Origin of the sequence: Streptomyces sp. NPDC006879 (assembly GCF_042869595.1) — a bacterium.
Classification (GTDB): domain Bacteria; phylum Actinomycetota; class Actinomycetes; order Streptomycetales; family Streptomycetaceae; genus Streptomyces.
In genome coordinates, this window is record NZ_JBIAGC010000011.1 from 1 (window position 1) to 20833 (window position 20833).

The following is a 20833-nucleotide window of genomic DNA, read 5'->3' on the forward strand; positions in this document are numbered from 1 at the left end:
TGCCCCTTCCCAGGGGGTGTTGGCGGTGCCGGCCCCGGCTCGGGTGTCGTGCTCGCGCATCCACGTTATGCAGACCTGCCGCCCGCGAACTGTCCGGCATTGCGCCGGACCGGACGGTGGCCGGACCTCTGATCAGCGTCTCCGACGAACACCCCCGGACCCGGTGACACCACCCCCCAGGTCATGCCTTCGACAGGGGGACACAGCCATGCCGGGCCCAGAGGCCAGCGGCCCCATTGCGGAACCGCAGAAAACATAACGGGGGGGGCCTTGCTTGCACTTCTTGCAGTCGCCGCCCAAAGGGACGGTCGACCTACCATCGGCGGCGGCGACGCGGTCGTGCTCCCCGTCCTTAGGGGAACCAGCTGCCGCCGTCGGCAGCGCCAGACCGGTCACCGCCAGACAGACCAGAACTCCGCAGGAGGCCCATGTCCACCGCCTTGTCGAGGTGCCGCGAGTCGGCTCCGACCTGAAGGGATTTCGCATCTCACTTCCTTCCAGCTGGAATCTGCGAAATCCTTACTTCCTTAATGTGTAGTTAGTTAGGCAGTAGATTCAGCTATGTCACCCCGCTGGCTGAGGGTGGGAGCGCGCATCATCTTCGGTTCGCCCCAGCCGTGGGTGGTCGTGGTGCGGCCCATCGGCCCATCCAGCGAGGGCGAGGGCGTGCATGCGGGCGATGCCGAGCGTGGCGTGATGGACTCCACCACCCTTGGGTAGTCGCGGAGGATCTTCCAGACCTTCGTGCGGGCGAGGACGCGCTCGGCTCGGGCCTGCCGGGGATCGCAGGAGAGCCCTTCAGGGCCTGGCCGTACGCTTGGCCGTATGCAGCCTCATGCGACGTCTTCGCCGACCAGCCCCCTGCTGTCCCTGCCCGGCGCTGTTCCCGCCGAAGGGCGGGACGAGGGAGTAGCCGCCCACTACGGTGATCTCTTTCGAGAGCAGCGCTCTTTGGCGGATGGTCGCGGATTCGTTGATCTCTCCCACCGCGGCGTGATCGCCGTCAACGGACCCGAACGGCTCAGCTGGCTGCACCTGCTCCTCACCCAACACGTCAGTGACCTGCCCGTAGGACAGGCCACCGAGGCCCTGGTCCTGACCGCCCACGGTCACATCGAGCACGCGCTCTACCTCGTCGACGACGGCGAGACGGTCTGGGCCCACGTGGAACCGGGCACCCAGGAGGCGCTCATCGGCTACCTGGAGTCGATGAAGTTCTTCTACCGGGTCGAAGTGGCCGATCGCACCGCCGACTTCGCCGTCGTCCACCTCCCCGCCGGCTCCATCGCCGAACTCCCCCGGGACACCGTCGTACGGGAGACCGCGCACGGCCGGGACGTGTTCCTGCCACGCACCGAATTGGCGGGCTTCGCCGCCGAGCACGGCCCGGCCGCCGGCATCCTGGCCCACGAGGCGCTGCGCGTGGAAGCCCACCTACCCCGGCTGTCCTTCGAGACCGACCACCGCACCATCCCGCACGAACTGGGCTTGATCGGCACGGCCGTGCACCTGCAGAAGGGCTGCTACCGCGGACAGGAGACGGTCGCCCGAGTCCACAACCTGGGCAAGCCGCCGCGCCGGCTGGTCTTCTTGCACCTCGACGGCAGCGAAGTGCTGTTGCCCGCGCACGGCACCCCGATCCGGCTGGCCGCCGACGGTGAGGACGGTCGCCAGCTCGGCTTCGTCACCACCTCGGCGCGCCACCACGAGCTCGGCCCGATCGCCCTGGCCCTGGTCAAGCGGAACGTACCGGTCGACGCGGCGTTGCTGGCCGGCACGACCGCGGCCTCCCAGGAGGTCGTGGTCGCCCCCTGACGACAGCGGCCCCGGGGGAACACCGGCCCCTCGGGGCACCACGCCCGTGCACGGCGCGGCGCCCCCGTAGGACGCCGTCAGATGTCGATCAGAACCGTGAACGGACCGTGGTTGGTCAGCGTAACCCGCATGTCGGCGCCGAACCGGCCGGTCGCCACCGTGGCTCCCAGTGCCCTCAACTGTGCCACCACCTCTTCAACCAGCGGTTCGGCGACGTCCCCGGGTGCCGCCGCGTTCCACGTGGGGCGACGGCCCTTGCGCGCGTCCCCGTACAACGTGAACTGGGAGACGACCAACAGAGGGGCGTTCACGTCCGAGCAGGACTTCTCGCCCTCCAACACCCTGACGGACCACAGCTTCCGCGCCAACTGCGCGGCCTTCTCCGGGGTGTCCTCGTGCGTCACACCGACCAGGACGCACAGCCCCTCGCCGACGATCTCGCCCACTGTCTCTCCGGCGACGAGGACGCGTGCGCCGTCGACCCGCTGAACCACTGCTCGCATACCTCCTGTGTAGCAGGCGTGCACCCGTCCGGGGCCGATCGGGTGCAGCCGACTGCACGTGCACCACGGAGAGTGGCACCATGCACGCGTGCGGTTCGCCGCACCGGTCGAGGGAGACGTATCCATGCATTCATCCGGCGCCGGACACTCAGCCTCCGGTCCTGCCTCCGCCCCGGCGGCGCTGCGGCCACCGGCCCAGCGCAACGCCGAGTGCCTCACCGTGGCCCCACGCCCCGATCTGGCGCTGCTGCGACTGCCCGAGCTGCGAGCGCTGCGTCGGGAAGCACAGCGCGACGAGGCGGATCTGAGCTACGTACGCCGCATGTTGCACGGTCGGATCGACATCCTGCGCGCCGAGCTGGCCCGCCGGGCCGACCCGGAGGCGCGGGTCCTGGACCGACTGCCGGAGATCCTCGCGGACGCCCCCTCCTCGCGCAGCGCCTCGGCCCGGCACGTCACCCTGGGCACGCCGCACAGCGAGGAGGTCAGACGCCTCGCCGCGGAGATGCTCGCCGACGTGGAGCTCTCGGACCTCGCCGCCCGCACCGACGAGGAACTGCACCAGGCGATGGCCCAGTTCGTCCGCTACGAGCAGCAGGTCTCGCGTAGCAGGCAGCAGCTCCAGACCACGGCCAACGGCTGTAGCGCGGAGATCACCCGCCGGTACCGGGAGGGTGAGGCGCAGGTGGACGACCTGCTGGCCTGAAGCGCCCTGAGCACCTCGAAGGGCGCCGGTATTGCGTTTGCCAAGGGGGGCGGGGCAGCGCCTAGCGTGAGCGATATGACGCCCAGCCAGGAGACCCAGCAACCCTCACCACGCGACCTCGAAGTCCGTACCGTCCAGGAGGCCGAACTGGCCTCCTGGCTGGGAGCCGTACACGTCGGCTTCCTGACTCCGCCGGCGATGACGGAGGCCGACGTGGCCCTGCGCGCCAAGCAGTTCGACCCGAGTCGCACCCTGGGCGCCTTCGAGTCGCCGGAGTTCGGCGGCGGCTGCGTGGCCACCTTCCGCTCCTTCCCGCAGCAGATCTCCGTGCCGGGCGGATCCTTGGTGCCCGCCTCGGCGGTCTCCCAGGTCACGGTCGCCCCCACGCACCGTAGGCGCGGCCTGCTCACCCGGATGATGGCCACCGAACTGGTTGCGGCGAAGGAACGGGGCGAGGTGCTGGCCACGCTGGTCGCCGCCGAGTACCCCATCTACGGGCGCTACGGGTTCGGGCCGGCGGCCCACGTGAGCGAGTGGGAGATCGAGGTGGGCCGAGCCGGTCTTGACCGGCGCTGGTCACGCCCCGACTGTGGTGGCCGGATCGATCTGGTGGACGGTGCGCAGGTGTGCGCGGTGGGCCCCGGCCTGCACAACCGCCGGTACGCCCGGCGTGCCGGTGTGATCAGCCGGGACGCTCAGTGGTGGAGCTTGAACACCGGCCTGGAAGAGCTGTCCCACCGCCCCTGGAAGGGCACGTTCTTCGCCCTGTACCGGGCTCCGGACGGCGAGCCGGAGGGCGTGATCAGTTACCGGGCGGACGACAAGTGGGCCGACGCGAAGGTCCCGGACAACACGGTGACGGTGCTGGACATCACCGCTGCCACGGTGCGAGCCGAACGCGCCCTGTGGCACTTCGTCTGCTCCATCGACTGGGTCCAGAAGGTGCGCACCTGCCCGCTCGCCCCGGACGACCTGCTTCCGCAGTTCCTGCCGGACCCGCGGTCCGCCCGTCTGCTGACCCACGCCGACTACCTGTGGGTACGGCTGCTGGACGTCGTGCGGGCGCTGGAGGCCCGTACGTACGCGGCGGCCGGGTCGCTGGTGCTGGAGGTGGTGGACGAGGCGGGTCTGGCCGGGGGCCGATTCCGGCTGGACGCCGCGCCGGACGGCTCGGTGTGCGCGCCGACGGACGAACAGGCCGAACTGACCCTCACGGTCGCGGACCTGGCATCCCTGTACCTGGGCGACGCCTCCGCCCTCCGCCTGGCCGAGCTGGGGCGCATCACCGAGCACGCACCGGGTGCGATCGCATCTGCGGAGCTGCTGTTCCGGACCGCACTGCGCCCCTGGTGCCCGGACCTCTTCTGAGGAGCCTCAGCGGCGGGCTGCACGCTTTCAGGCCGGCAGCTCGCGCAGGAACCCGAGTCCGGCCCGGCCGTCGAGCACGACCGGGCCGGTCGGTCGGAAGCCGCTGCGGGTCAGGACCGTCCGTGAGCCGGCGTTGTCGAGCGTGGCGGCGGCGCGGAGCACCCGCAGACCGTAGTCGGCACCGGCCCGGCCGCACAGTTCCCGTACGGCACTGGTGGCCAGACCCCGACCGGCGGCCCGGGCGGCGATGCGGAAGCCGAGGTCGGCCGAGTGGTCCTCGCGGACGTCGACCAGGTTGACCCTGCCGAGGACGGCCCCGTCCTCATCGACGAGGACGTGGAAGCGGTGCTGACCGCGGTCCTGTTCTTCGAGGAGCGCGGCGTGCCGTGCGGCGAACTCCTGGAAGTAGGCGTCCCCGCGGTCGGGGACCGACGCGGCGAAGTACGCCCTGTTCTCACGTTCGAAGGCGAGCAGGGGCTCGGCGTGGTGGGCACCGAGGAGCTGGAGCGTGCAGTTCGGCGGCATCGCACTTCCTTAGGCGAGGGCGGCGGCGAGCAGCCGGGCGGTCTCGGCGACCAGCTCGTTGTCCGCAGCCGCTTCGGGCGTGGATTTGGTCGTCAGGACGGCGAGGACAAGGGGCGGCCGGTTCGGCGGCCAGGCGAGTCCCGCGTCGTTGTTGGTGCCGTACTCACCCCCGCCGGTCTTGTCTGCCACACTCCAGTCGGCCGGTAGCCCGGCCCGGAAGCGTTGGCCGCTGGTCGTGTTGGCCCGGAGCCAGTCGGTCAGTCGGGCCCGGTCCGGTGCGGTGAGCGCACTGCCCAGGGTGAGGCGTGCGTAGGTCCGGGCGATGGCCCGCGGGGTGGTCGTGTCCGTGGTGCGCCAGGGCTCGGCCGAGTTCAGCTCCGGCTCCCACCGGTCGAGCCGGGTCGTGAAGTCGCCGAGGGAACGGCAGAACCGGGTGAGGGCGGTGGGACCGCCGAGTTCGGCGAGGAGCAGGTTCGCGGCGGCGTTGTCGCTCTGACAGATGGCCGCTTCGCACAGCTGCTCGACGGTCAGGCCACCGGCGACGTTCTCGGGATCGCCGGTGACCGGGGTGTGGCCGGCGCGCTCCACGTCCTGCTGGGTGTAGTGGACGCGCCGGGCCAGGAACTCGCCCTCGCGGTCGAGGTCCCTGAGGACGGCGCCGGCGGCCACGGTCTTGAACAGTGAGCACATCGGGAAGCGCATCTCGGCGCGGTGACGCACGGTCCGGCCGGTGCCGGTGTCGTGCGCGTACACCCCGAGCCGCGCTCCGTGCTTCTGCTCCAGCTCCCGCAGCCGCCTGGTCAGCGGTGTTCCGGCGGGGTTTGCGGCATAGGCCTGCTCGGGCAGGGCCAGTGCCAGCAGGCTGCCGCCGCCCAGGGCCAGTGCGGTGCGTCGGGAGGGTCGGTGTTCCGGTCCGGGCATGTTCGCATGCGCCTCTCTAGTCAGGATCGCGACATGGGGCGATACGTGCGCGGCAGCCCCCGCGGTTCTCGTTCCGGCCGGTTCCGTCCGAGAATCGCCTCTGCTGCGTCCCGGCCTGGAGGGTGCGCCCGCCTACCGATCGGCGACCGGCCGGTAGGTGCTCACCTGCACCCCCGCGCTGCTGGTGACGGTGGAGGCCAGCGCGAGGGGGCGCAGCCCGCCGTCCTCGGGGAAGATCGACTTCCCGCCGCCCACGAGCACCGGCATGATGATCAGGCGCAGTTCGTCGACCAGCCCCTCGGTCAGCAGCGACCGCACCAGAGTGGGGCTTCCCATGACCAACAGGTCCCCGCCCGCACGGCCGCGCAGTTCCCGGATTTCCTCCATGGCCGTCGTCCCCGGGATGCGCGTGGTGTTCTCCCAGGTCAGCTCGGTCTCCTTCAGGGTGTCCGACACCACGTGCTTGGGCATGGAGTTCATCCGGTCGGCGAAAGGGCCTCCTGCCCGGTTCGGCCAGGCTGCGGCCATCGTCTGCCAGGTGCGGCGCCCGAACAGCAGCTCCTCGGCGGATTCCAGTGCCGAGGAGAAGGCACCGCCCACCACGTCTGGGTCGAAGAACGGGTGCGACCAGCCCCCGTGGGCGAACCCGCCGTCCTTGTCCTCATCGGGTCCGCCGGGCGCCTGCACCACGCCGTCCAGGCTCATGAACTCGCTCACCACGACGCGCATCTGACTGCTCCTTGCGTTTTCGCTCCGGTACTGACGACGGGTAGACCCCGTTGCCGCTCGGGAATCATCGCTGTCCGGCGCAGAGAAGCCCGTGATCTGGATCACGGCGCTCCGATGTGCATCCGGCGCGGAGGGCGTCGCGTGCGACTGACGGAGCGCCGGGCGTTCCGTCAGGAGGCGGTGTCGCGGGCGCCGCGCTCGGCCTCCAGCCAGTCCTGGTCGTGCTGCCAGGCGTAAAGGGTGCCCCCGTCGACATAGGCGTAGTACAGCCCGCAGCGCGCCGTGGCCCTCTTCCGGGCGCCGTGGGGGAACCAGTCCTCGTCCAACTGCACCTCCTTCGCCCGCCCGGTGGGCTCGGCCGTGCACTGGGTCGGGAGTTCGCCGCCCGGGAGGACCGCCTTCAGCAGGCGCTCGCCGCCGGTGGTCTTCATGGCGTACTTGACGGAGCTCGCGCCGTCCGGCAGCCAGCGGGGCACCGAGGCTCGGGCCTGCTTGGCCTGTGCGCCCGTGACGTAGGAGTCCGACTCCTGGTGCCGGTTGTCGTACCAGTCCATCGCGGCGGGTGTGGCGACCGCTGCGGCGATGCCGAGGGCGAGGACGACTCCGGTGACGGACGCGAGGACAGAGATGCGGCTCATGGTGCGTCTACTCCTTTTCGGGGAGGTTGGATGGCTCTTGGTCTGTTTTCCATCCTCCAGTCCGCCCCCGGGCGATCCGTCAGCCCACGGGTTGGACCCTGCTCCCTCTCGGGTCGCACCCTTCCCTGAGGGGAGCCCTGAGCGGATCGCGCCCGGAGCCCCGCAGCGCCCCTGGAACGTGCTGAACACAGGGCGCCGGCCCCGGGGCCAGGGCCCTGTGCGCTCTAACCGCGTGGCTGGGTGAACCTGAGGAGGTTGCCGGCGGGGTCGCGGAAGGCGCAGTCGCGGACGCCGTAGGGCTGGTCCATCGGTTCCTGGAGCACCTCGCCGCCGGCGGCGCGGATGCGCTCAAAGGTGGCGTCGCAGTCCTCCGTCCGGAAGATGACCCCGCGCAACAGGCCCTTGGCCATCAGTTCCGTCATCGTCTTGCGGTCGGCCGCGGAGGCGCTCGGGTCCGCGAGCGGTGGTTCGAGGACGATCTCCACGTCCGGCTGCGAGGGGGAGCCGACGGTAACCCAGCGCATCCCTTCGAAGCCCACGTCGTTGCGGACTTCCAGACCGAGCACGTCCCGGTAGAAGGCGAGGGCCTTCTCGTGGTCGTCGACGGAGATGAAGCACTGTGCGAGCTTGAGGTCCATGCTCACCACGCTACGTACCGACGTCGGTGCCCGCTTCTCCGTTCCTGATCGGCCGAGTGTGGATCTTGGAGAGGCAGGCCGGGATGGCGGCGCCGTCGCCGTGGTCCCGCGCCCGGTAGGCGCTGGGGCTCTCACCGACCAACTCGGTGAAACGTGAACTGAACGAGCCCAGGGAAGTGCAGCCGACCGCCATGCAGACCTCCGTCACCGTCAGGTCGCCGCGTCTGAGCAGCGCCTTGGCCCGCTCGATGCGGCGGGTCATGAGGTAGCTGTACGGAGTCTCCCCGAAGGCGGCCCGGAAGCTGCGTGAGAAGTGGCCCGGCGACATCAGGGCTGACCGCGCCAGCGCCGGCACGTCCAGCGGCTGCGCGTACTCGCGGTCCATCCGGTCGCGCACCTGGCGCAGCCGGACGAGGTCGGAGAGGGACACCCCCGGCACGTTACCGGCCGCCGCGAAGCCGCACGAGCCCTGGCATGCGCGGGGCCGTAGCAGTCGCGGGTGGGGAGGCTCGGCCTGGGGCCGGGGGACGGGCCCTCAGGGGGCGATCCGCCCGGCTTCCCGGGCCGCCCTCTCCAGCTGCCCCCGGTACCCCTCCCACCAGGTCGGATCACCCGGGGCCATGCTGTGCCCGCTCTCGCTCACCCCGACGGCGCCGTCGACGAGCTCCCGCAGGATGTCCGCGTGACCTGCGTGCCGGTGCGTATCGGAGATCACGTACACCACGGCGCGGTGCAGGCTCAGCTCACTGCGGTGCTCCGGCCACCACGCCACCTTGCCGACCGTGTCCAATGCCAGGGCCTCGATGGTCGCGTCGGAGTGCGCCCATGCCCGGCGGTAGAGGTCCACGATCCCTCCGCGCGACTCCTCGGCGGCGGCCCACATGTCCGCGTTGGGCTCGGCGTCCTCTCCGAGCCAGGGCAGTGGCTCACCGGGGGGCCGCCCGAAGCTGTCACCGAGGTAGCCCAGTTCCACGCCGGCCACGTGTTTGACGAGGCCCAGCAGGTTGGTGCCGGTCGGCGTCAGCGGGCGGCGGGCGTCGTACTCCGAGAGCCCCTCAAGCTTCCACACCAGCGCGTCGCGGGCTGACTGCAGGGAGCGGCGCAGGTCGGCCTTCATGTTCGATTCGGTCATCGGACCACTATGGGCCCCGCGCGACCCGGTGCGGGCGTGCCGAGATCGCCCGCCAAGAATTCGAGTCGACGTGGGCCGTTGCGCGAGAGACCCTCGACGCGGATCGCACCGAGGAGACGACTTGATCACGGAGTACCAGCAGAAGCTGCGCGAGCGGTATCTCGCCGCCACCGTCATGCCGGCTCCCGAGCCGTGGCAGCCGGTGATGGACCGCAGGACTCCTATCGGGGGCCTTGTCGGTATTGGGTTCGCCGTCCATCCCGACAGCGGACACGACCTCGTCATGGTCGTGTCCGGCGACGGCCGTGGACTCTTCGACGCGGTCACCGGCGAGAAGATCGCCCGCGACCGGGACCCGGACCCGGACACGAGCACCCCCGACGGCCACCCGGACCTCACCTGCCCCGGGCTCGGCCCGATCGCGGGCGTCCCGGTACGCATAGCCGGACTCTTCGGCGGGGGCCTGCACAGCACCACGCCGGACGGATGGACCCTGGACGTCGTCAGCCCCGAGTGGCCCCACGACCGCGTCATCCTCTCCGCGGACGGCGGGTCACACAAAGGAACGGCGGGAGGGACGTGGTGGCACGTCTTCCACTGCGAGTACTCGGAACTGCGCGCAGCCGGGTTCTCTCCCTCCGGCCTGACCCTGGCGGTCGCCACCAGCAGTGACCTCACCCTCTGGACCCGACCTGAGTTCCACCTTGACGACTGAGACAACGGGACCGCACGCGGGAGGACGGCGGATGGATCGGGCGGAACTCGCCGGGATGCTACGAGACCAGACCACGGCCTGCGTAGTCGCCAGAGCGGCGCTTCTCGACGGAGGCGACTTCGTCGTATGGGACGGCCGCGTTCCCAGTCAGGAGCCTGCCGGCATCTACGCGGCTCGCCTGCGACGGACGAGGAAGCGAGGTACTGAGACTCTCGCCTTGCCGTCCACCGTCGACATCCTCACCCGGCTCGAAGCCGCTCAGGTCAGGATCGGCTGCATCTTCTCACCGGACCGGACGTGGGCCTTCACGCTCTTCCTCGCCGACGACGCCAGCGCAGTCCTCGCCTGCACGGGAGTCCACCAGGCTGGGCGGTGGCAGGTGTCCTGCTCAAGTGACAGCTGTCTTGCTCAGTCACACACGGGCAACCGTTGTGCGAACACTTTTGCAAGCGGTGTGCTTGCAAAAGTTAGCAACAAGGGGGAGTATCGACGCATGGCATCGCTCAACGTCGGCAATCTCGGCGGCTACCTACGGGAGCAGCGTCGGCAGGCGCAGCTCTCGCTGCGGCAGCTGGCGGAGGCCGCGGGGGTGTCAAACCCCTACCTCAGCCAGATCGAGCGCGGCCTGCGCAAACCGAGCGCGGACATCCTCCAGCAGTTGGCGAAGGCCCTGCGGATCTCTGCCGAGACCCTCTACGTGCAGGCCGGAATCCTCGACGAGCGGGCGCCCGACGAAGTCGAGACGCGGGCCGCGATACTCGCCGATCCCTCGATCAGTGAGCAGCAGAAGCAGGTACTGATCCAGATCTACGAGTCGTTCCGCAAGGAGAACGCGCTCGATATCGACGAAGAGATGCCACCGAGCGACTGAACCGAGATCCGGGAGGACCACCAGTCATGGCCATCACTGATGACCTGCGCAAGACCTTCGCCGACCCGACTCCCCTCTACTTCGCCGCTGGCACGGCTGACCTCGCCGTGCAGCAGGCCAGGAAGCTGCCCGGTCTGATCGAGCAGCTGCGTGTCGAGGCCCCCTCGCGTATCGAAGCCGTACGCAACGCCGACCCCAAGGTCGTTCAGGGGAAGGCCCAGGAGAAGGCCAAGGAGGCCCAGGCCGCCGTCACCGCGAAGGTGAGCGAGGTCATGGAGTCCTTCGACACCGACCTGAAGAAGCTGGGTGAGAGCGCCCAGGACCTGGCGCTGCGTGGCGTGGGTGTGGCAGCTGAGTACGCCGTCAAGGCCCGCGAGACCTACGAGCGGGTCGCCGAGCACGGTGAGCTCGCGGTGCGTACCTGGCGCGGGGACCTGACCGAGGAGATCGTCGAGTTCGCCGAGATCGTCGAGCCGGAGCCCGCGCAGAAGCCCGCGCAGAAGTCGGCGGAGCCGGCCGCCGTGGCGGTTCCGGTGCAGGAGACGAAGCCCGCAGAGGCCAAGCCGGCGCGGAAGCCCGCGGCGCGGAAGACCGCGGCGAAGAAGTCCGCTCCGGCCACGGAGCCGGCGGCGGAGTGATCCGGCGGGGAGCCGCGTCAAGATCGGGCCGACGGACCGGGCACCTGGGAGGGTGTCCGGTGCGTTGTCCGAGTACCTTGGCCGCGAGGCCAATTTCCACATAGGCGGTGCATGGCATGTTGCTCGAAGGATTCAACATCTTCACGGGGTTGCTGTTCGCGGCGATGCTGGTCCTGGCGGCCGTTGCCTTCGGCTTCGCCGCTTTTGCGCGCGAGGACGCCTACCGAGCGGCGGGCAAGCAGACCAAGCCGTTCTGGCTGGTGATCCTCGGGATCGCCGTGCTGGTGAACCTGCTGCTACCGATGCTCTTCCTCCAGATCGCCGGGCTGATCGCCTCGATCGTGTTCATGGTGGACGTGCGTCCGGCGCTGAAGCAGGTCTCGGGCGGAGGAGGCGGTGGCGGTCGCCGTGGCAGCAGTAGCGACGGGCCGTACGGGCCGTACAACGGCGGTCGCTGACAGCGGGGCCGTGGGTCCTCGCGGGCTCAGCTGCGGCGGCCTGATTCGCGGTCGAGCAGCACCACGGCCACGTCGTCGGTCAGCTCACCGCCGTTGAGCCTGCGCGCCTCGGTCACGGCGGAGTCCAGGAGGGCCTCTCCGCGCAGGCCCTGTTCCAGGCGGCTGTTGATGATCGACACCATGCCGTCCTGTCCGAGCCGTTCGGTGCCCTCGCCGATCCGGCCTTCGATCAGGCCGTCGGTGTAGAGCATCAGGCTCCATGTGCCACCGAGCTCCACCTGGCGGCGCGGCCAGCGGGCCCGTGGCAGCAGGCCGAGTGCCGGACCGTTGTTCTCGTAGGGCAGCAGTTGGGCGGGCAGGTCGGGGCGCAGGACCAGTGGGGCGGGGTGTCCGGCGAGGCAGAGGCCGGCGCGCCGTCCGTCCGAGGCGATGTCCACGGTGCACAGGGTCGCGAAGATCTCCTCGCTGTCCCGTTCCGCCTCCAGTACTTCCTGGAGGGTGGACAGCAGCGCGTCCCCGCACAGCCCGGCCAGGGTCAGCGTCCGCCAGGCGATCCTCAGTTCCACGCCGAGGGCAGCCTCGTCGGGGCCGTGCCCGCAGACGTCGCCGATCATCGCGTGGACGGTCCCGTCCGGGGTGCGGACCACGTCGTAGAAGTCCCCGCCGAGCAGCGCGCGGCTGCGACCGGGGCGGTAGCGGGCCGCGAAGTGCAGGTCCGAGCCCTGGAGGAGCGGGGTGGGGAGAAGGCCGCGTTCGAGGCGGGCGTTCTCCTGAGCGCGCAGTTTCGATTCTGCAAGTTTGTACTGGGCGATGTCGGCACGTTTGCGTTCCACTGCGTAGCGGATCGCCCGGGTCAGCAGGCGGTTGTCGAGCTCGTGCCGGAACAGGTAGTCCTGGGCGCCCACCCGCACTGCTTCCGCGGCCCGCTCGGTGTCGTCCTCGGCGGTCAGGACGAGCACGGCGTGCCGTGGCGCGAGGCGTAGGACCTCCCGCAGGGTCGCCAGTTCGTCCTCGTGGGGCCCGGTGGGCGCGGTCGGGCCGGTGGCCGGCGCGAGTCCGCGGGAGCTGGCGTGCCCTGGTGCGCCCACCACCGCGGCCATCGGTGCGAGTGCCTGCCGATTCTGGAGCGACAGGTCGAGCAGGATGCAGTGGACGTCGTCGGTGAGGAGACGTTCGGCTTCGGTGAGGTTGCGTGCGGTGCGGATCCGGATCCGGTTGCCGGCGGCGTCGAGCATTTCCGGGACGGTGATCCCACCCATCGGGTCGTCTTCGATGACCAGCAGGGTGAGGGTTCCGGTGGGCAGAGCGGCCTGACCGCTGTCCGCGGCCGGGACGTCCCTCTGCCGCGGTACGGGTACGGGCATCGTCTCGCTTCCTTCCCTCCCCCAGGGGTGCGGTGACGGGCGCCGGGCGGCGCCACATCAGATCGGGACCATAGCGGTAGCCGCCACGGAATCGGAATGGCCAGGGAAGATCGGCGATGGTCGAATGCCCAATCCACCGGGGAAGGCGGGGCGGGGGATGACGAACGTCACCCCCGTGCGGCATGCGGATGAGACCTGCGCCACGGGGTCTGTGCCCGGCTCGTGGCGGGTGCGTGGAGTGCCGCGCGGGTGGTCGGGGAGGCACTCTGGCCCCGGCCCGGCGCGGGCTCAGCCGGACTCGGGGCGGACCACCGCGAGGATCGGCATCGAGCCGGCGCCGGCCATGGTGATGTTGCGCCCCGGGCGGGGGGCGTGGACCATCTTGCCGTCGCCCACGTACAGGGCGACGTGGCTGGCGTCCTTGAAGTAGATGATGAGGTCGCCCGGGCGCATGTCCTTGACCGCCACCTTGGGGAGCAGGCGCAGCTGCTCCTGTGAGGTGCGCGGGATCTTCGTGCCGGCCGCGAGCCAGGCCTGGGAGGTCAGCCCCGAGCAGTCGAAGGTGTCGGGGCCGGCGGCGCCCCAGACGTAGCGCTTGCCGATCTGCTTGATGGCGTAGGCCACGGCTTGCCTGCCGGCTTCGGTGGCAGTGCCCTTCGTGTCCTTCAGCGCACCCGAGTTAAGCCACTTGCGTTGCTCGCGGTACTCCTCTTCGCGTTCCAGTTGGAGGAGGCGGGCCTTCTCCTCGGCTTCGAGCCGGTCCTCCAGCTGCTTGGCGGCGGCGATCTTCTCGGTGACCTCCCGCTTCGCGGCTTCCTTCTTCCGCAGGTTGGCTTCCAGCGTCCGATAGTGGGAGCTGGCGTCCGAGGCGTACTGCTGGAGGTCGAGTTGGCTGCGCTGGAGTTCGCTGATCACGTCCATGGTGGCTCGGTGGCCCTGCTGGAGCCGTCCGGCGCCGCTGAGGAACCGTTCGGGGCTGTTGCTCAGTGCCAGTTGGGCGCCCGGAGGCAGGCCGCCGGTGCGGTACTGGGCGCGGGCGGCTGCCCCGGCGCGGTTCTTGAGGTCGTCGATGCGGGACTGTCCCTCTGCGATCCGGCGTGCGACGGTGACGATCTGGTCGGACTGTCGCTTGGCCTCTTCGCCGGCGAGGTTGTACGCGTCGGTGGCCGACGCCGCCTCGCGGTACAGGTCCCGTATCTCCTTGCGCACCTGTTCCAGGGGGGCGTTGGTGACGGGCTCGGGCCGTGGTTCGGCGTGCGCCGTGACCGGGATGCCCAGGATGGCCGTGGCGCAGATCAGCGTGAGCACGCTGACCCCGTGGCGTCGGTTCACAGTCCCCCCTCGGACGGTGATGCGGTCGTCGGTCGCGCCGGTCGGGTCAGTCGGCTGGACCGTCATCTGATTTACCGTCAGTAACTTGTTGTCAACGGATGGATGGTGCCATGACTCCCGGCAAACCGACAGCCCCCTGCACCCCTGGGAACCCACCCGCCGCCACATCATTCCAAAGCGCCCCCACGGGCCGGCCCGCCCCCCGACCAACGTCACCGCAGGCGCTGTCGGTTCCCCATCCGCCACCCGGCCGGCTCCTAGCTGTGCCAAGGTGAAGCGACGGCCCTGGGGTCCCGCCCGGGGGAGGGGAGCACACCGTGGACCAGCCGCCCGCACCTCGATCACCGGACCACCTCGCCGGACTCGCCATCCGTTTCGACGCCGACGCCGCCGATGCCGACGGCCTTGCCCGCGACCTCGCCGAATGGTTCAACGACGACGAGGACCTCGGCGGGCTGGCCCGCCTGGTGATGGACCCTGCCAAGCCCGGTGAGATGGGAGCCCTTGCAGAGGCAGTGGAGTTGATCACCGCCGCCGAGTCACTGCTCACCATGGGCACCGGGGCCTTCGGTCTGTGGCTCGCGCAGCGAGTGAAGAACCGCCAGATCAGCTTCCAGGTCACCCGTGCGGACGGCACGCGGATGCACGCCACCGCCGACCGCAAGGACCTCGGTGAAGTGGTCGCGAGAATGGAGCAGTTCGTCACGGATACGGACCCGGCGCAGGCCGCGTCCGACCGGGAGGGCGGCGGCGGCCACGGCGATCCGACGGGCTCCGGAATGACCGAGGGGGCCAGTTGAGCCGTACGGACAGTGCCGACTGGGGCATCCGGGTTCCGGACCGTGACAGCTCCCGGGCCGTGCTCACCGCCACGGCCACCCACCAGACGCCAAGCGAACTCCTTCCAATCCCCCAGGTCTCGGCGAACCTGACGGACCTGGAGGCCTCCCTCACCGGGAAGTCAGGACTCTTCGACCCGGCCCACGTCCAGGCCCTGCTCGATCCGGCGTCCGCGGACGCGGTCCTCGACGCGCTCCCCTCGCCCGGTTCCGGCACCGAGCTCGACCTGCTCCTCTTCTACTACGCCGGGCACGGGTTGTTGAACGAGGACAAGCAACTGTGCCTGGCCCTGCCCGGCTCCGAGGACAGGGTCGGCCGTACCACCCGCACCTCGTTGCCGGTCAGCGCCGTCTTCGAGTCGATGAAGGGCGTACGGGCGCACTACCGGGTCGCGATCTTGGACTGCTGCTTCTCGGGGAGGGCCGTGGACGCCGCCTCCGCCTCACACATCCACCTGCTGACGGCGACCGGCCCGACCCGCAAGGCGCACGCCGAAGCCGGCCGGCGGCACACCGCCTTCACCGAGGGACTGCTCCACCTCCTCGACCACGGCATCCCGGACGGCGGCCGTCACCTGGACCTCGCCACCGTCTACCGCCGCCTCGGCGTCAGCTTGCCGGCTGCCCGGCCGGCGCGGCCGACCCCGGCCCAGCGGTCGGTGAACTTCAGCGGGGACCTCGCCATCGGCGCGAACCCGGCCCACGGGACGGCCCTGACCCGTCAGGGCCTGATGGCCCGCGCGCGGTTCGCCGGCGAACTGCGGGACCTGGGGCGCCTCTCCGACCGGAACCCGGGCCAGGCCCTGAGGCTCCTCCAGGCGGTGCAGCTGATGTCCGAGGTGGTCACGGACGGGATGCGGGCCTTCGCCCACGACGACCCCGGCATCCTCGCCTACCGCACCACGCACGCGAGCATGACCGCGCAGGCGGGGGCGGTGGCCGAGGCGGTCGAACTCCTGGAAGTCGTCGTCCGCGACTGGGAGACGGTCGCTCCCCCCGGTGACGCCGGGCTTGAGGCCGCTCGTGCCTGCTGGAACCACTGGCTCGGCTCGCCCCCCGGGGGCGAGCCGCAGGCCGCCCGGGAGGCGGGCGGGCCGGAAAGGGCCCGCCCTTCGCAGGTCGGCGCGGGACTCGCGGCGATCGAGCTGTTGGCGCGGATGGTGGGGACGGCGCGCACCAAAGTGTGACGTCTCTCCGGGCCCCGGTGGGTGGTGGCCGGGCTCAGGACCAGTCGGGTCGAAGCGCGTCCCAGCGCACCGTGAGCTCACCCTGCCGCCAGCGTCGCGGCCCGTCCGTGACGGGCCAGTCGGCGCAGAGCGCACTCGCCGTGCGGATCCAACGCTGGCGCGCGCTGAGCGTGGCGTAGGGGGCGGCGGCTGCCCAGGCCCGGTCGAAGTCGCGGAGGAAGGCGTGTACGGGCTCGCCTGTGACATTGCGGTGGATGAGTGCCTTGGGGAGCCGTTCTGCCAGGTCGGAGGGGCGCTGTAGCGAGCCCAGGCGGGTCGCGAAGGTGACCGTGCGCGGCCCTTCGGGGCCCAGCGCCACCCAGACGTGCCGGCGCCCGATCTCGTCGCAGGTGCCTTCGACCAGTAGCCCGCCCGGCGCCAGCCGGTCGCACAACCGACTCCAGACCGCCGCGACCTGCTCCTCCTCGTACTGGCGCAGCACGTTCGCGGCCCGGATCAGCGCCGGACGCCGTTGATCAGGCAGTGGCACCTCGAAACCGCCGTGCCGGAAGGTCAGGCCGTCCCGCTCGTACGGCTGCGCCGCAGCGACCCGGGCGGGCTCGATCTCGATGCCGACGACCCGGACGGCAGGGGCGGCGGCGCGCAGCCGGGCCAGGAGCTCCACCGCTGTCCAGGGCGCCGCGCCGTAGCCGAGGTCCACCGCCACGGGGTCGGGAGAGCGGCGCAGTGCGGCTCCGTGGGTCGCGGCGATCCACCGGTCCATGCGGCGCAGGCGGTTCGGATTGGTGGTCCCGCGGGTGACGGTCCCCACGGGGCGGGAGGGGGCGGGGGAGCGGGGCGGGGCCATGTCCACGAGGGTATGCGGTGGTCCCCGGCGGTCCGCTCCGGACGGACCGCCGGGGGCGCCGGCCACCGCTGTGAGGCCGCGGTAACTATTTGGCAAAGGGGAAATGCGGTCCGACCTGTTGTTGTTGACACCAGCCGGAGGTCCGCGGGTGCAGGCAGGAAGCACGATGCGCCCTCCCTGTGTCATGCCCGCAGTGCCCCCGTGGCGCTCGGGCCCGCCGGGCCGGGCAGCAGGACGGGACAGCATGCAGGTAGCTCAGAGCAGAACATCAGCGCCCAGAGCGAGAGGACCGGTCGCGTGAGTCAGTACGTGTCCCGGCTCGGTGGCAGGCTCGCCGCCGGGCGCTCGCCGCTCGGCACGCCGCCCCGGCTGAGGCTGCCGGTCCACCACCGCAAGCCGCGCCGGATCGCCATGCTCAGCGTGCACACCTCGCCGCTGCACCAGCCGGGCACCGGAGACGCGGGCGGCATGAACGTCTACATCGTCGAGCTCGCGCGCCGTCTTGCCGCGATCAACATCGAGGTGGAGATCTTCACCCGGGCCACCGCCGGCGGCCTCGATGCCGTGGTCGAACTCGCGCCCGGCGTCCTGGTGCGGCATGTGGATGCGGGCCCCTACGAGGGGCTGGCCAAGGAGGATCTGCCGGCCCAGCTGTGCGCCTTCACCCACGGCGTGATGCAGGCCTGGGCCGGGCACCGGCCCGGCTACTACGATCTGGTGCACTCGCACTACTGGCTCTCCGGCCATGTCGGCTGGCTGGCCGCGGAACGCTGGGGCGTGCCTCTGGTGCATGCCATGCACACCATGGCCAAGGTCAAGAACGCGGCCTTGGCCGCGGGGGACACCCCCGAGCCCGCTGCCCGGGTCATCGGCGAGACGCAGATCGTCCGGGCCGCGGACCGTCTGATCGCCAACACCTCGGAGGAGGCCGACGAGCTGGTTCGGCACTACGAAGCCGATCCCGGCAAGGTCGCTGTGGTGCACCCCGGAGTCAACCTGGAACGTTTCCGCCCGGCGGACGGCCGTGCTGCCGCCCGGGCCCGGCTGGGGCTGCCTCAGGACGCGGTGATCCCGCTGTTCGCGGGCCGCATCCAGCCGTTGAAGGCCCCCGATGTGCTCCTGCGCGCGGTCGCGGAGCTGGTGAGGCACGATCCGTCGCTGCGGTCCAGGCTCGTGGTGCCCGTGGTGGGCGGGCCCAGCGGCAGTGGACTGGCCCGGCCGGAGGGCTTGCAGAAGCTCGCGGCGAAGTTGGGCATCGCGGACCTGGTGCGTTTCCAGCCGCCGGTAGGGCAGGACCGTCTGGCCGACTGGTTCCGCGCCGCATCGGTCCTGGTCATGCCCTCCTACAGCGAGTCCTTCGGGCTGGTCGCGATCGAGGCGCAGGCCGCCGGCACCCCGGTACTGGCCGCCGCGGTCGGCGGGCTGCCGGTCGCGGTCCGCGACGGCGTGACCGGCATGCTGGTGGCCGGTCACCAGCCACACGACTACGCCGAGCGTCTGCGTCGCTTCATCGAGGAGCCGCAGCTCTCCGCCACGATGGGCGAGGCGGCGGCGCGGCACGCCCGGGCCTTCGGCTGGGACACGGCCGCTTCCGGCACGGCGGACGTCTACACCGCGGCCATGTCCGAGCACCGCCGTCGCGTACGCTCCCACCATGGCTGACAGGATCGACACCGGTATCGCACAGGTCATCGAATCCGCGCTGGCTGGGGCCGGTTTGGAGTGGGAGACGGCGGAGCCGGGCTCGTACGTGGTGAAGCTGCCCGGCACCCGCAAGCTGTCCACCACCTGTTCCTTGCGGATCGGCCAGCACTCGCTGTCGGTGAACGCCTTCGTCGTCCGCCACCCCGATGAGAACGACGCCGGAGTGCACCGCTGGCTGCTGGAACGCAACCTGCGCCTCTACGCGGTCAGCTACGCCATCGATCGGCTCGGGGACATCTACCTGGTGGGCAAGCTGCCGCTGTCGGTGGTCACCGAGGAGGAGATCGACAAGATCCTCGGCACGGTCCTGGAGGCCTCGGACGGTGTCTTCAACACCCTGTTGGAACTGGGGTTCGCCGGCGCCATCCGCCGCGAGTACGAGTGGCGGATCTCCCGCGGGGAGTCCACCCGCAATCTCGAAGCCTTCAAGCACCTGACCGACCCGTTGGCGCAGCGCGCCTCCGGGCCGTCCACCCCTGGGGCCCCCTGAGGCCCCCTGGGGCAACGGGGGGATACGGCCCCAGCGGGCCGGCTCTCAGGAGACCGCCTCCTTGGCGGGTACGCCCGTGGTGCCCTGTGGCGCCGGGCTTCCGTTGACCGGGGCGGGCAGCCTCTCGTGGTCCCCGGCGGGCGTGGGTTGTGGCGGGTCGCAGACGACCACCGAGACGTCGTGCCGCGGCAGGTTCCGCATCAGGAGCCAGTAGCCGGCTCCGGCGAGGGTGCCCAGTACGGTCGTCGCTCCCCACAGCGCAGGGGCGCCGTAGTGGTCGATCGCGAAGCCGGCCAGCAGTGGCGCGACGAGCGAGGCCACCGCCCAGGACATGGTGTAGACGCCCTGGTAGCGGCCCCGGCCATGAGTCGGGGAGAGGCGGACCACCAGACTGGTCTGGGTCGGTGAGTTGACGATCTCGGCCAGGGTCCAGACGGCCACGGTCATGGCATAGACGGCCAACGATCCGGCGAACGCGGTCAGACCGAAGCCGTAGCCCGCCAGGAGCGCCGAGATCACCAGCAGCTTCTGCGGGTCACGGTGCTCGATGAACCGGGTCACCGGAATCTGCAGGACGACGATCAGGACACCGTTGACGGCCACCACCAGGCCGTAGTCGGCGGGGGTGAAGCCCTCGGCGCCCATGGCGACGGGCAGGCCCACGGAGCCCTGGGTGAAGATCAGGGAGATGAGGAAGGACAGCCCGACCACTCCCATGAAACGGCGGTCCCGCAGCACCGTGCCCAGGCTCACGGCTGGTGGTTCGCTGCCCGTGCCCTCGGACTTCAGCGGTCGTGACTCGGGCAGCTTCACGTACACCAGAACGGCGCACACGAGGGTGAGGGCAGCCTCTCCGAGGAACCCGGCGAGGTAGCTGTACTGGGCGATGAACCCGGCGGCGACGGAGGAGACGGCGAAACCGAGGTTGATCGCCCAGTAGTTGAGCGCGAAGGCCCGCACCCGGTCTTCGGGGCGGACGATGTCGGCCATCATCGCCTGCACCGCGGGGCGGGAGGCGTTGGAGGTGACGCCGACGAGGAAGGCGGCGGCTGCGATGGTCAGGGGATGCTGCATGAAGCCGAGCAGTGCCACGGCGGCGGCGGTGGAGGTCTGGGAGAGCAGCAGGGTGGGGCGGCGTCCGAGCCGGTCCGTCATCACGCCGGAAACCAGGGAGGAGATCACGCCGCCCAGGCCGTGCAGGGCGACCACGAGCCCGGCGAAGGAGGCGGAGTAGCCGCGTTCCAGGGTGAGGTAGAGCGTGGTGAACGTGGCGACGAAGGCGCCGAGACGGTTGATGAGGGTGCTCGTCCATAGCCACCAGAAGGCCGGAGGTAGTCCGCTGACGCTCTCGCGTGCGGCGCGTCTGAGGCTGGCGACGGACATGTTCCCCCCATGGTGTAAGTGTCAGTCATG

At 70.7% G+C, this 20833-nt stretch carries 23 protein-coding genes and 1 pseudogene; 11 read left to right on the plus strand and 13 right to left on the minus strand.

Features of this window, described 5'->3' with window-relative positions:
• Positions 1 to 648 precede the first annotated feature (648 nt).
• Positions 649 to 776 (minus strand): annotated as a pseudogene (locus tag ACFYMC_RS11340) (IS5/IS1182 family transposase); the annotation flags it as partial.
• Positions 777 to 825: 49 nt separating this feature from the next.
• On the opposite strand from ACFYMC_RS11340, the gene ACFYMC_RS11345 reads away from it, so the two are divergent.
• Positions 826 to 1815, plus strand: coding sequence for a YgfZ/GcvT domain-containing protein (locus ACFYMC_RS11345; protein WP_388522313.1), 990 nt, complete (start codon positions 826 to 828; stop codon positions 1813 to 1815).
• A 77-nt stretch (positions 1816 to 1892) separates the two neighbouring features.
• Here the strand turns inward: ACFYMC_RS11345 and dtd are convergent, their stop codons facing one another.
• Positions 1893 to 2318: a D-aminoacyl-tRNA deacylase gene (gene dtd, locus ACFYMC_RS11350; protein WP_388522316.1), complete on the minus strand. Its 426-nt coding sequence runs from the start codon at positions 2316 to 2318 to the stop codon at positions 1893 to 1895.
• Between the two features lie 124 nt (positions 2319 to 2442).
• Between dtd and ACFYMC_RS11355 the strand changes: the two genes are divergently transcribed.
• Positions 2443 to 3024 (plus strand): ABC transporter substrate-binding protein, encoded by a 582-nt coding sequence (locus tag ACFYMC_RS11355; protein ID WP_388522319.1) that lies wholly within the window; start codon positions 2443 to 2445, stop codon positions 3022 to 3024.
• Positions 3025 to 3099: 75 nt separating this feature from the next.
• On the plus strand, positions 3100 to 4392 hold the full coding sequence (locus tag ACFYMC_RS11360) for a GNAT family N-acetyltransferase (RefSeq protein WP_388522322.1): 1293 nt from the start codon (positions 3100 to 3102) through the stop codon (positions 4390 to 4392).
• A 27-nt stretch (positions 4393 to 4419) separates the two neighbouring features.
• Here the strand turns inward: ACFYMC_RS11360 and ACFYMC_RS11365 are convergent, their stop codons facing one another.
• From ACFYMC_RS11365 to ACFYMC_RS11395, 7 genes are all read right to left on the minus strand, one after another.
• Positions 4420 to 4917 carry a GNAT family N-acetyltransferase gene (locus ACFYMC_RS11365; RefSeq protein WP_388522325.1) on the minus strand — a complete coding sequence of 166 codons (498 nt, stop codon included), beginning with the start codon at positions 4915 to 4917 and terminating at the stop codon, positions 4420 to 4422.
• 9 nt (positions 4918 to 4926) lie between these two features.
• A complete protein-coding gene (gene bla / locus ACFYMC_RS11370; RefSeq protein ID WP_388522328.1) occupies positions 4927 to 5838 on the minus strand; it encodes a class A beta-lactamase in 912 nt (303 codons plus the stop codon).
• Positions 5839 to 5970: 132 nt separating this feature from the next.
• Entirely contained in the window at positions 5971 to 6567 is a 597-nt protein-coding gene (locus tag ACFYMC_RS11375) for a dihydrofolate reductase family protein (RefSeq protein ID WP_388522330.1), read from the minus strand.
• Positions 6568 to 6737: 170 nt separating this feature from the next.
• Positions 6738 to 7205: a hypothetical protein gene (locus ACFYMC_RS11380; RefSeq protein ID WP_388522332.1), complete on the minus strand. Its 468-nt coding sequence runs from the start codon at positions 7203 to 7205 to the stop codon at positions 6738 to 6740.
• Positions 7206 to 7429: 224 nt separating this feature from the next.
• Complete coding sequence (locus ACFYMC_RS11385; protein ID WP_388522335.1) at positions 7430 to 7843, minus strand: VOC family protein; 414 nt, start codon at positions 7841 to 7843, stop codon at positions 7430 to 7432.
• 10 nt (positions 7844 to 7853) lie between these two features.
• Positions 7854 to 8273: a helix-turn-helix transcriptional regulator gene (locus tag ACFYMC_RS11390; protein WP_388522337.1), complete on the minus strand. Its 420-nt coding sequence runs from the start codon at positions 8271 to 8273 to the stop codon at positions 7854 to 7856.
• A 105-nt stretch (positions 8274 to 8378) separates the two neighbouring features.
• Positions 8379 to 8975, minus strand: coding sequence for a DinB family protein (locus ACFYMC_RS11395; RefSeq protein ID WP_388522340.1), 597 nt, complete (start codon positions 8973 to 8975; stop codon positions 8379 to 8381).
• 121 nt (positions 8976 to 9096) lie between these two features.
• On the opposite strand from ACFYMC_RS11395, the gene ACFYMC_RS11400 reads away from it, so the two are divergent.
• The 4 genes from ACFYMC_RS11400 to ACFYMC_RS11415 all read left to right on the plus strand — a co-directional run bounded on the left by ACFYMC_RS11400 (position 9097) and on the right by ACFYMC_RS11415 (position 11657).
• Entirely contained in the window at positions 9097 to 9690 is a 594-nt protein-coding gene (locus ACFYMC_RS11400; protein WP_388522343.1) for a hypothetical protein, read from the plus strand.
• A 493-nt stretch (positions 9691 to 10183) separates the two neighbouring features.
• Positions 10184 to 10561 carry a helix-turn-helix domain-containing protein gene (locus tag ACFYMC_RS11405; protein WP_388522345.1) on the plus strand — a complete coding sequence of 126 codons (378 nt, stop codon included), beginning with the start codon at positions 10184 to 10186 and terminating at the stop codon, positions 10559 to 10561.
• A gap of 26 nt (positions 10562 to 10587) precedes the next feature.
• Positions 10588 to 11199: a hypothetical protein gene (locus ACFYMC_RS11410; RefSeq protein WP_388522348.1), complete on the plus strand. Its 612-nt coding sequence runs from the start codon at positions 10588 to 10590 to the stop codon at positions 11197 to 11199.
• A 116-nt stretch (positions 11200 to 11315) separates the two neighbouring features.
• Positions 11316 to 11657, plus strand: coding sequence for a DUF2516 family protein (locus tag ACFYMC_RS11415; protein ID WP_388522350.1), 342 nt, complete (start codon positions 11316 to 11318; stop codon positions 11655 to 11657).
• A gap of 26 nt (positions 11658 to 11683) precedes the next feature.
• Here ACFYMC_RS11415 and ACFYMC_RS11420 read toward each other — a convergent pair whose 3' ends face one another.
• The gene (locus tag ACFYMC_RS11420) at positions 11684 to 13021 is read right to left on the minus strand and encodes a PP2C family protein-serine/threonine phosphatase (RefSeq protein WP_388522352.1); all 1338 of its coding nucleotides are present in this window, start codon (positions 13019 to 13021) and stop codon (positions 11684 to 11686) included.
• A gap of 288 nt (positions 13022 to 13309) precedes the next feature.
• Complete coding sequence (locus ACFYMC_RS11425; protein WP_388522689.1) at positions 13310 to 14353, minus strand: NlpC/P60 family protein; 1044 nt, start codon at positions 14351 to 14353, stop codon at positions 13310 to 13312.
• A 317-nt stretch (positions 14354 to 14670) separates the two neighbouring features.
• Here ACFYMC_RS11425 and ACFYMC_RS11430 point away from each other — a divergent pair, with 317 nt between their 5' ends.
• Together ACFYMC_RS11430 and ACFYMC_RS11435 are read left to right on the plus strand one after the other, a co-directional pair.
• Entirely contained in the window at positions 14671 to 15153 is a 483-nt protein-coding gene (locus tag ACFYMC_RS11430; RefSeq protein ID WP_388522355.1) for a hypothetical protein, read from the plus strand.
• Complete coding sequence (locus ACFYMC_RS11435) at positions 15150 to 16379, plus strand: hypothetical protein (RefSeq protein WP_388522358.1); 1230 nt, start codon at positions 15150 to 15152, stop codon at positions 16377 to 16379. Before ACFYMC_RS11430 ends, ACFYMC_RS11435 begins: the two co-directional genes overlap by 4 nt.
• Before the next feature lie 34 nt (positions 16380 to 16413).
• On the opposite strand, the gene ACFYMC_RS11440 is transcribed toward ACFYMC_RS11435, so the two are convergent.
• On the minus strand, positions 16414 to 17226 hold the full coding sequence (locus ACFYMC_RS11440) for a class I SAM-dependent methyltransferase (RefSeq protein WP_388522360.1): 813 nt from the start codon (positions 17224 to 17226) through the stop codon (positions 16414 to 16416).
• Between the two features lie 297 nt (positions 17227 to 17523).
• Here ACFYMC_RS11440 and mshA point away from each other — a divergent pair, with 297 nt between their 5' ends.
• Complete coding sequence (gene mshA / locus ACFYMC_RS11445; protein ID WP_388522363.1) at positions 17524 to 18888, plus strand: D-inositol-3-phosphate glycosyltransferase; 1365 nt, start codon at positions 17524 to 17526, stop codon at positions 18886 to 18888.
• Positions 18881 to 19420, plus strand: coding sequence for a YbjN domain-containing protein (locus tag ACFYMC_RS11450; protein WP_388522365.1), 540 nt, complete (start codon positions 18881 to 18883; stop codon positions 19418 to 19420). The genes mshA and ACFYMC_RS11450 overlap by 8 nt, the downstream gene beginning before the upstream one ends.
• 45 nt (positions 19421 to 19465) lie before the next feature.
• Here the strand turns inward: ACFYMC_RS11450 and ACFYMC_RS11455 are convergent, their stop codons facing one another.
• Positions 19466 to 20803: an MDR family MFS transporter gene (locus ACFYMC_RS11455; RefSeq protein WP_388522367.1), complete on the minus strand. Its 1338-nt coding sequence runs from the start codon at positions 20801 to 20803 to the stop codon at positions 19466 to 19468.
• Positions 20804 to 20833: the final 30 nt, after the last annotated feature.

Excerpts from the sequence above, each read along its gene's own strand:
- ACFYMC_RS11345 (WP_388522313.1), top strand. The coding sequence starts at position 826 with ATGCAGCCTCATGCGACGTCTTCGCCGACCAGCCCCCTGCTGTCCCTG.
- dtd (WP_388522316.1), bottom strand. The coding sequence starts at position 2,318 with ATGCGAGCAGTGGTTCAGCGGGTCGACGGCGCACGCGTCCTCGTCGCC.
- ACFYMC_RS11355 (WP_388522319.1), top strand. The coding sequence starts at position 2,443 with ATGCATTCATCCGGCGCCGGACACTCAGCCTCCGGTCCTGCCTCCGCC.
- ACFYMC_RS11360 (WP_388522322.1), top strand. The coding sequence starts at position 3,100 with ATGACGCCCAGCCAGGAGACCCAGCAACCCTCACCACGCGACCTCGAA.
- ACFYMC_RS11365 (WP_388522325.1), bottom strand. The coding sequence starts at position 4,917 with ATGCCGCCGAACTGCACGCTCCAGCTCCTCGGTGCCCACCACGCCGAG.
- bla (WP_388522328.1), bottom strand. The coding sequence starts at position 5,838 with ATGCCCGGACCGGAACACCGACCCTCCCGACGCACCGCACTGGCCCTG.
- ACFYMC_RS11375 (WP_388522330.1), bottom strand. The coding sequence starts at position 6,567 with ATGCGCGTCGTGGTGAGCGAGTTCATGAGCCTGGACGGCGTGGTGCAG.
- ACFYMC_RS11380 (WP_388522332.1), bottom strand. The coding sequence starts at position 7,205 with ATGAGCCGCATCTCTGTCCTCGCGTCCGTCACCGGAGTCGTCCTCGCC.
- ACFYMC_RS11385 (WP_388522335.1), bottom strand. The coding sequence starts at position 7,843 with ATGGACCTCAAGCTCGCACAGTGCTTCATCTCCGTCGACGACCACGAG.
- ACFYMC_RS11395 (WP_388522340.1), bottom strand. The coding sequence starts at position 8,975 with ATGACCGAATCGAACATGAAGGCCGACCTGCGCCGCTCCCTGCAGTCA.
- ACFYMC_RS11405 (WP_388522345.1), top strand. The coding sequence starts at position 10,184 with ATGGCATCGCTCAACGTCGGCAATCTCGGCGGCTACCTACGGGAGCAG.
- ACFYMC_RS11410 (WP_388522348.1), top strand. The coding sequence starts at position 10,588 with ATGGCCATCACTGATGACCTGCGCAAGACCTTCGCCGACCCGACTCCC.
- ACFYMC_RS11415 (WP_388522350.1), top strand. The coding sequence starts at position 11,316 with ATGTTGCTCGAAGGATTCAACATCTTCACGGGGTTGCTGTTCGCGGCG.
- ACFYMC_RS11420 (WP_388522352.1), bottom strand. The coding sequence starts at position 13,021 with ATGCCCGTACCCGTACCGCGGCAGAGGGACGTCCCGGCCGCGGACAGC.
- ACFYMC_RS11440 (WP_388522360.1), bottom strand. The coding sequence starts at position 17,226 with ATGGCCCCGCCCCGCTCCCCCGCCCCCTCCCGCCCCGTGGGGACCGTC.
- ACFYMC_RS11450 (WP_388522365.1), top strand. The coding sequence starts at position 18,881 with ATGGCTGACAGGATCGACACCGGTATCGCACAGGTCATCGAATCCGCG.
- ACFYMC_RS11455 (WP_388522367.1), bottom strand. The coding sequence starts at position 20,803 with ATGTCCGTCGCCAGCCTCAGACGCGCCGCACGCGAGAGCGTCAGCGGA.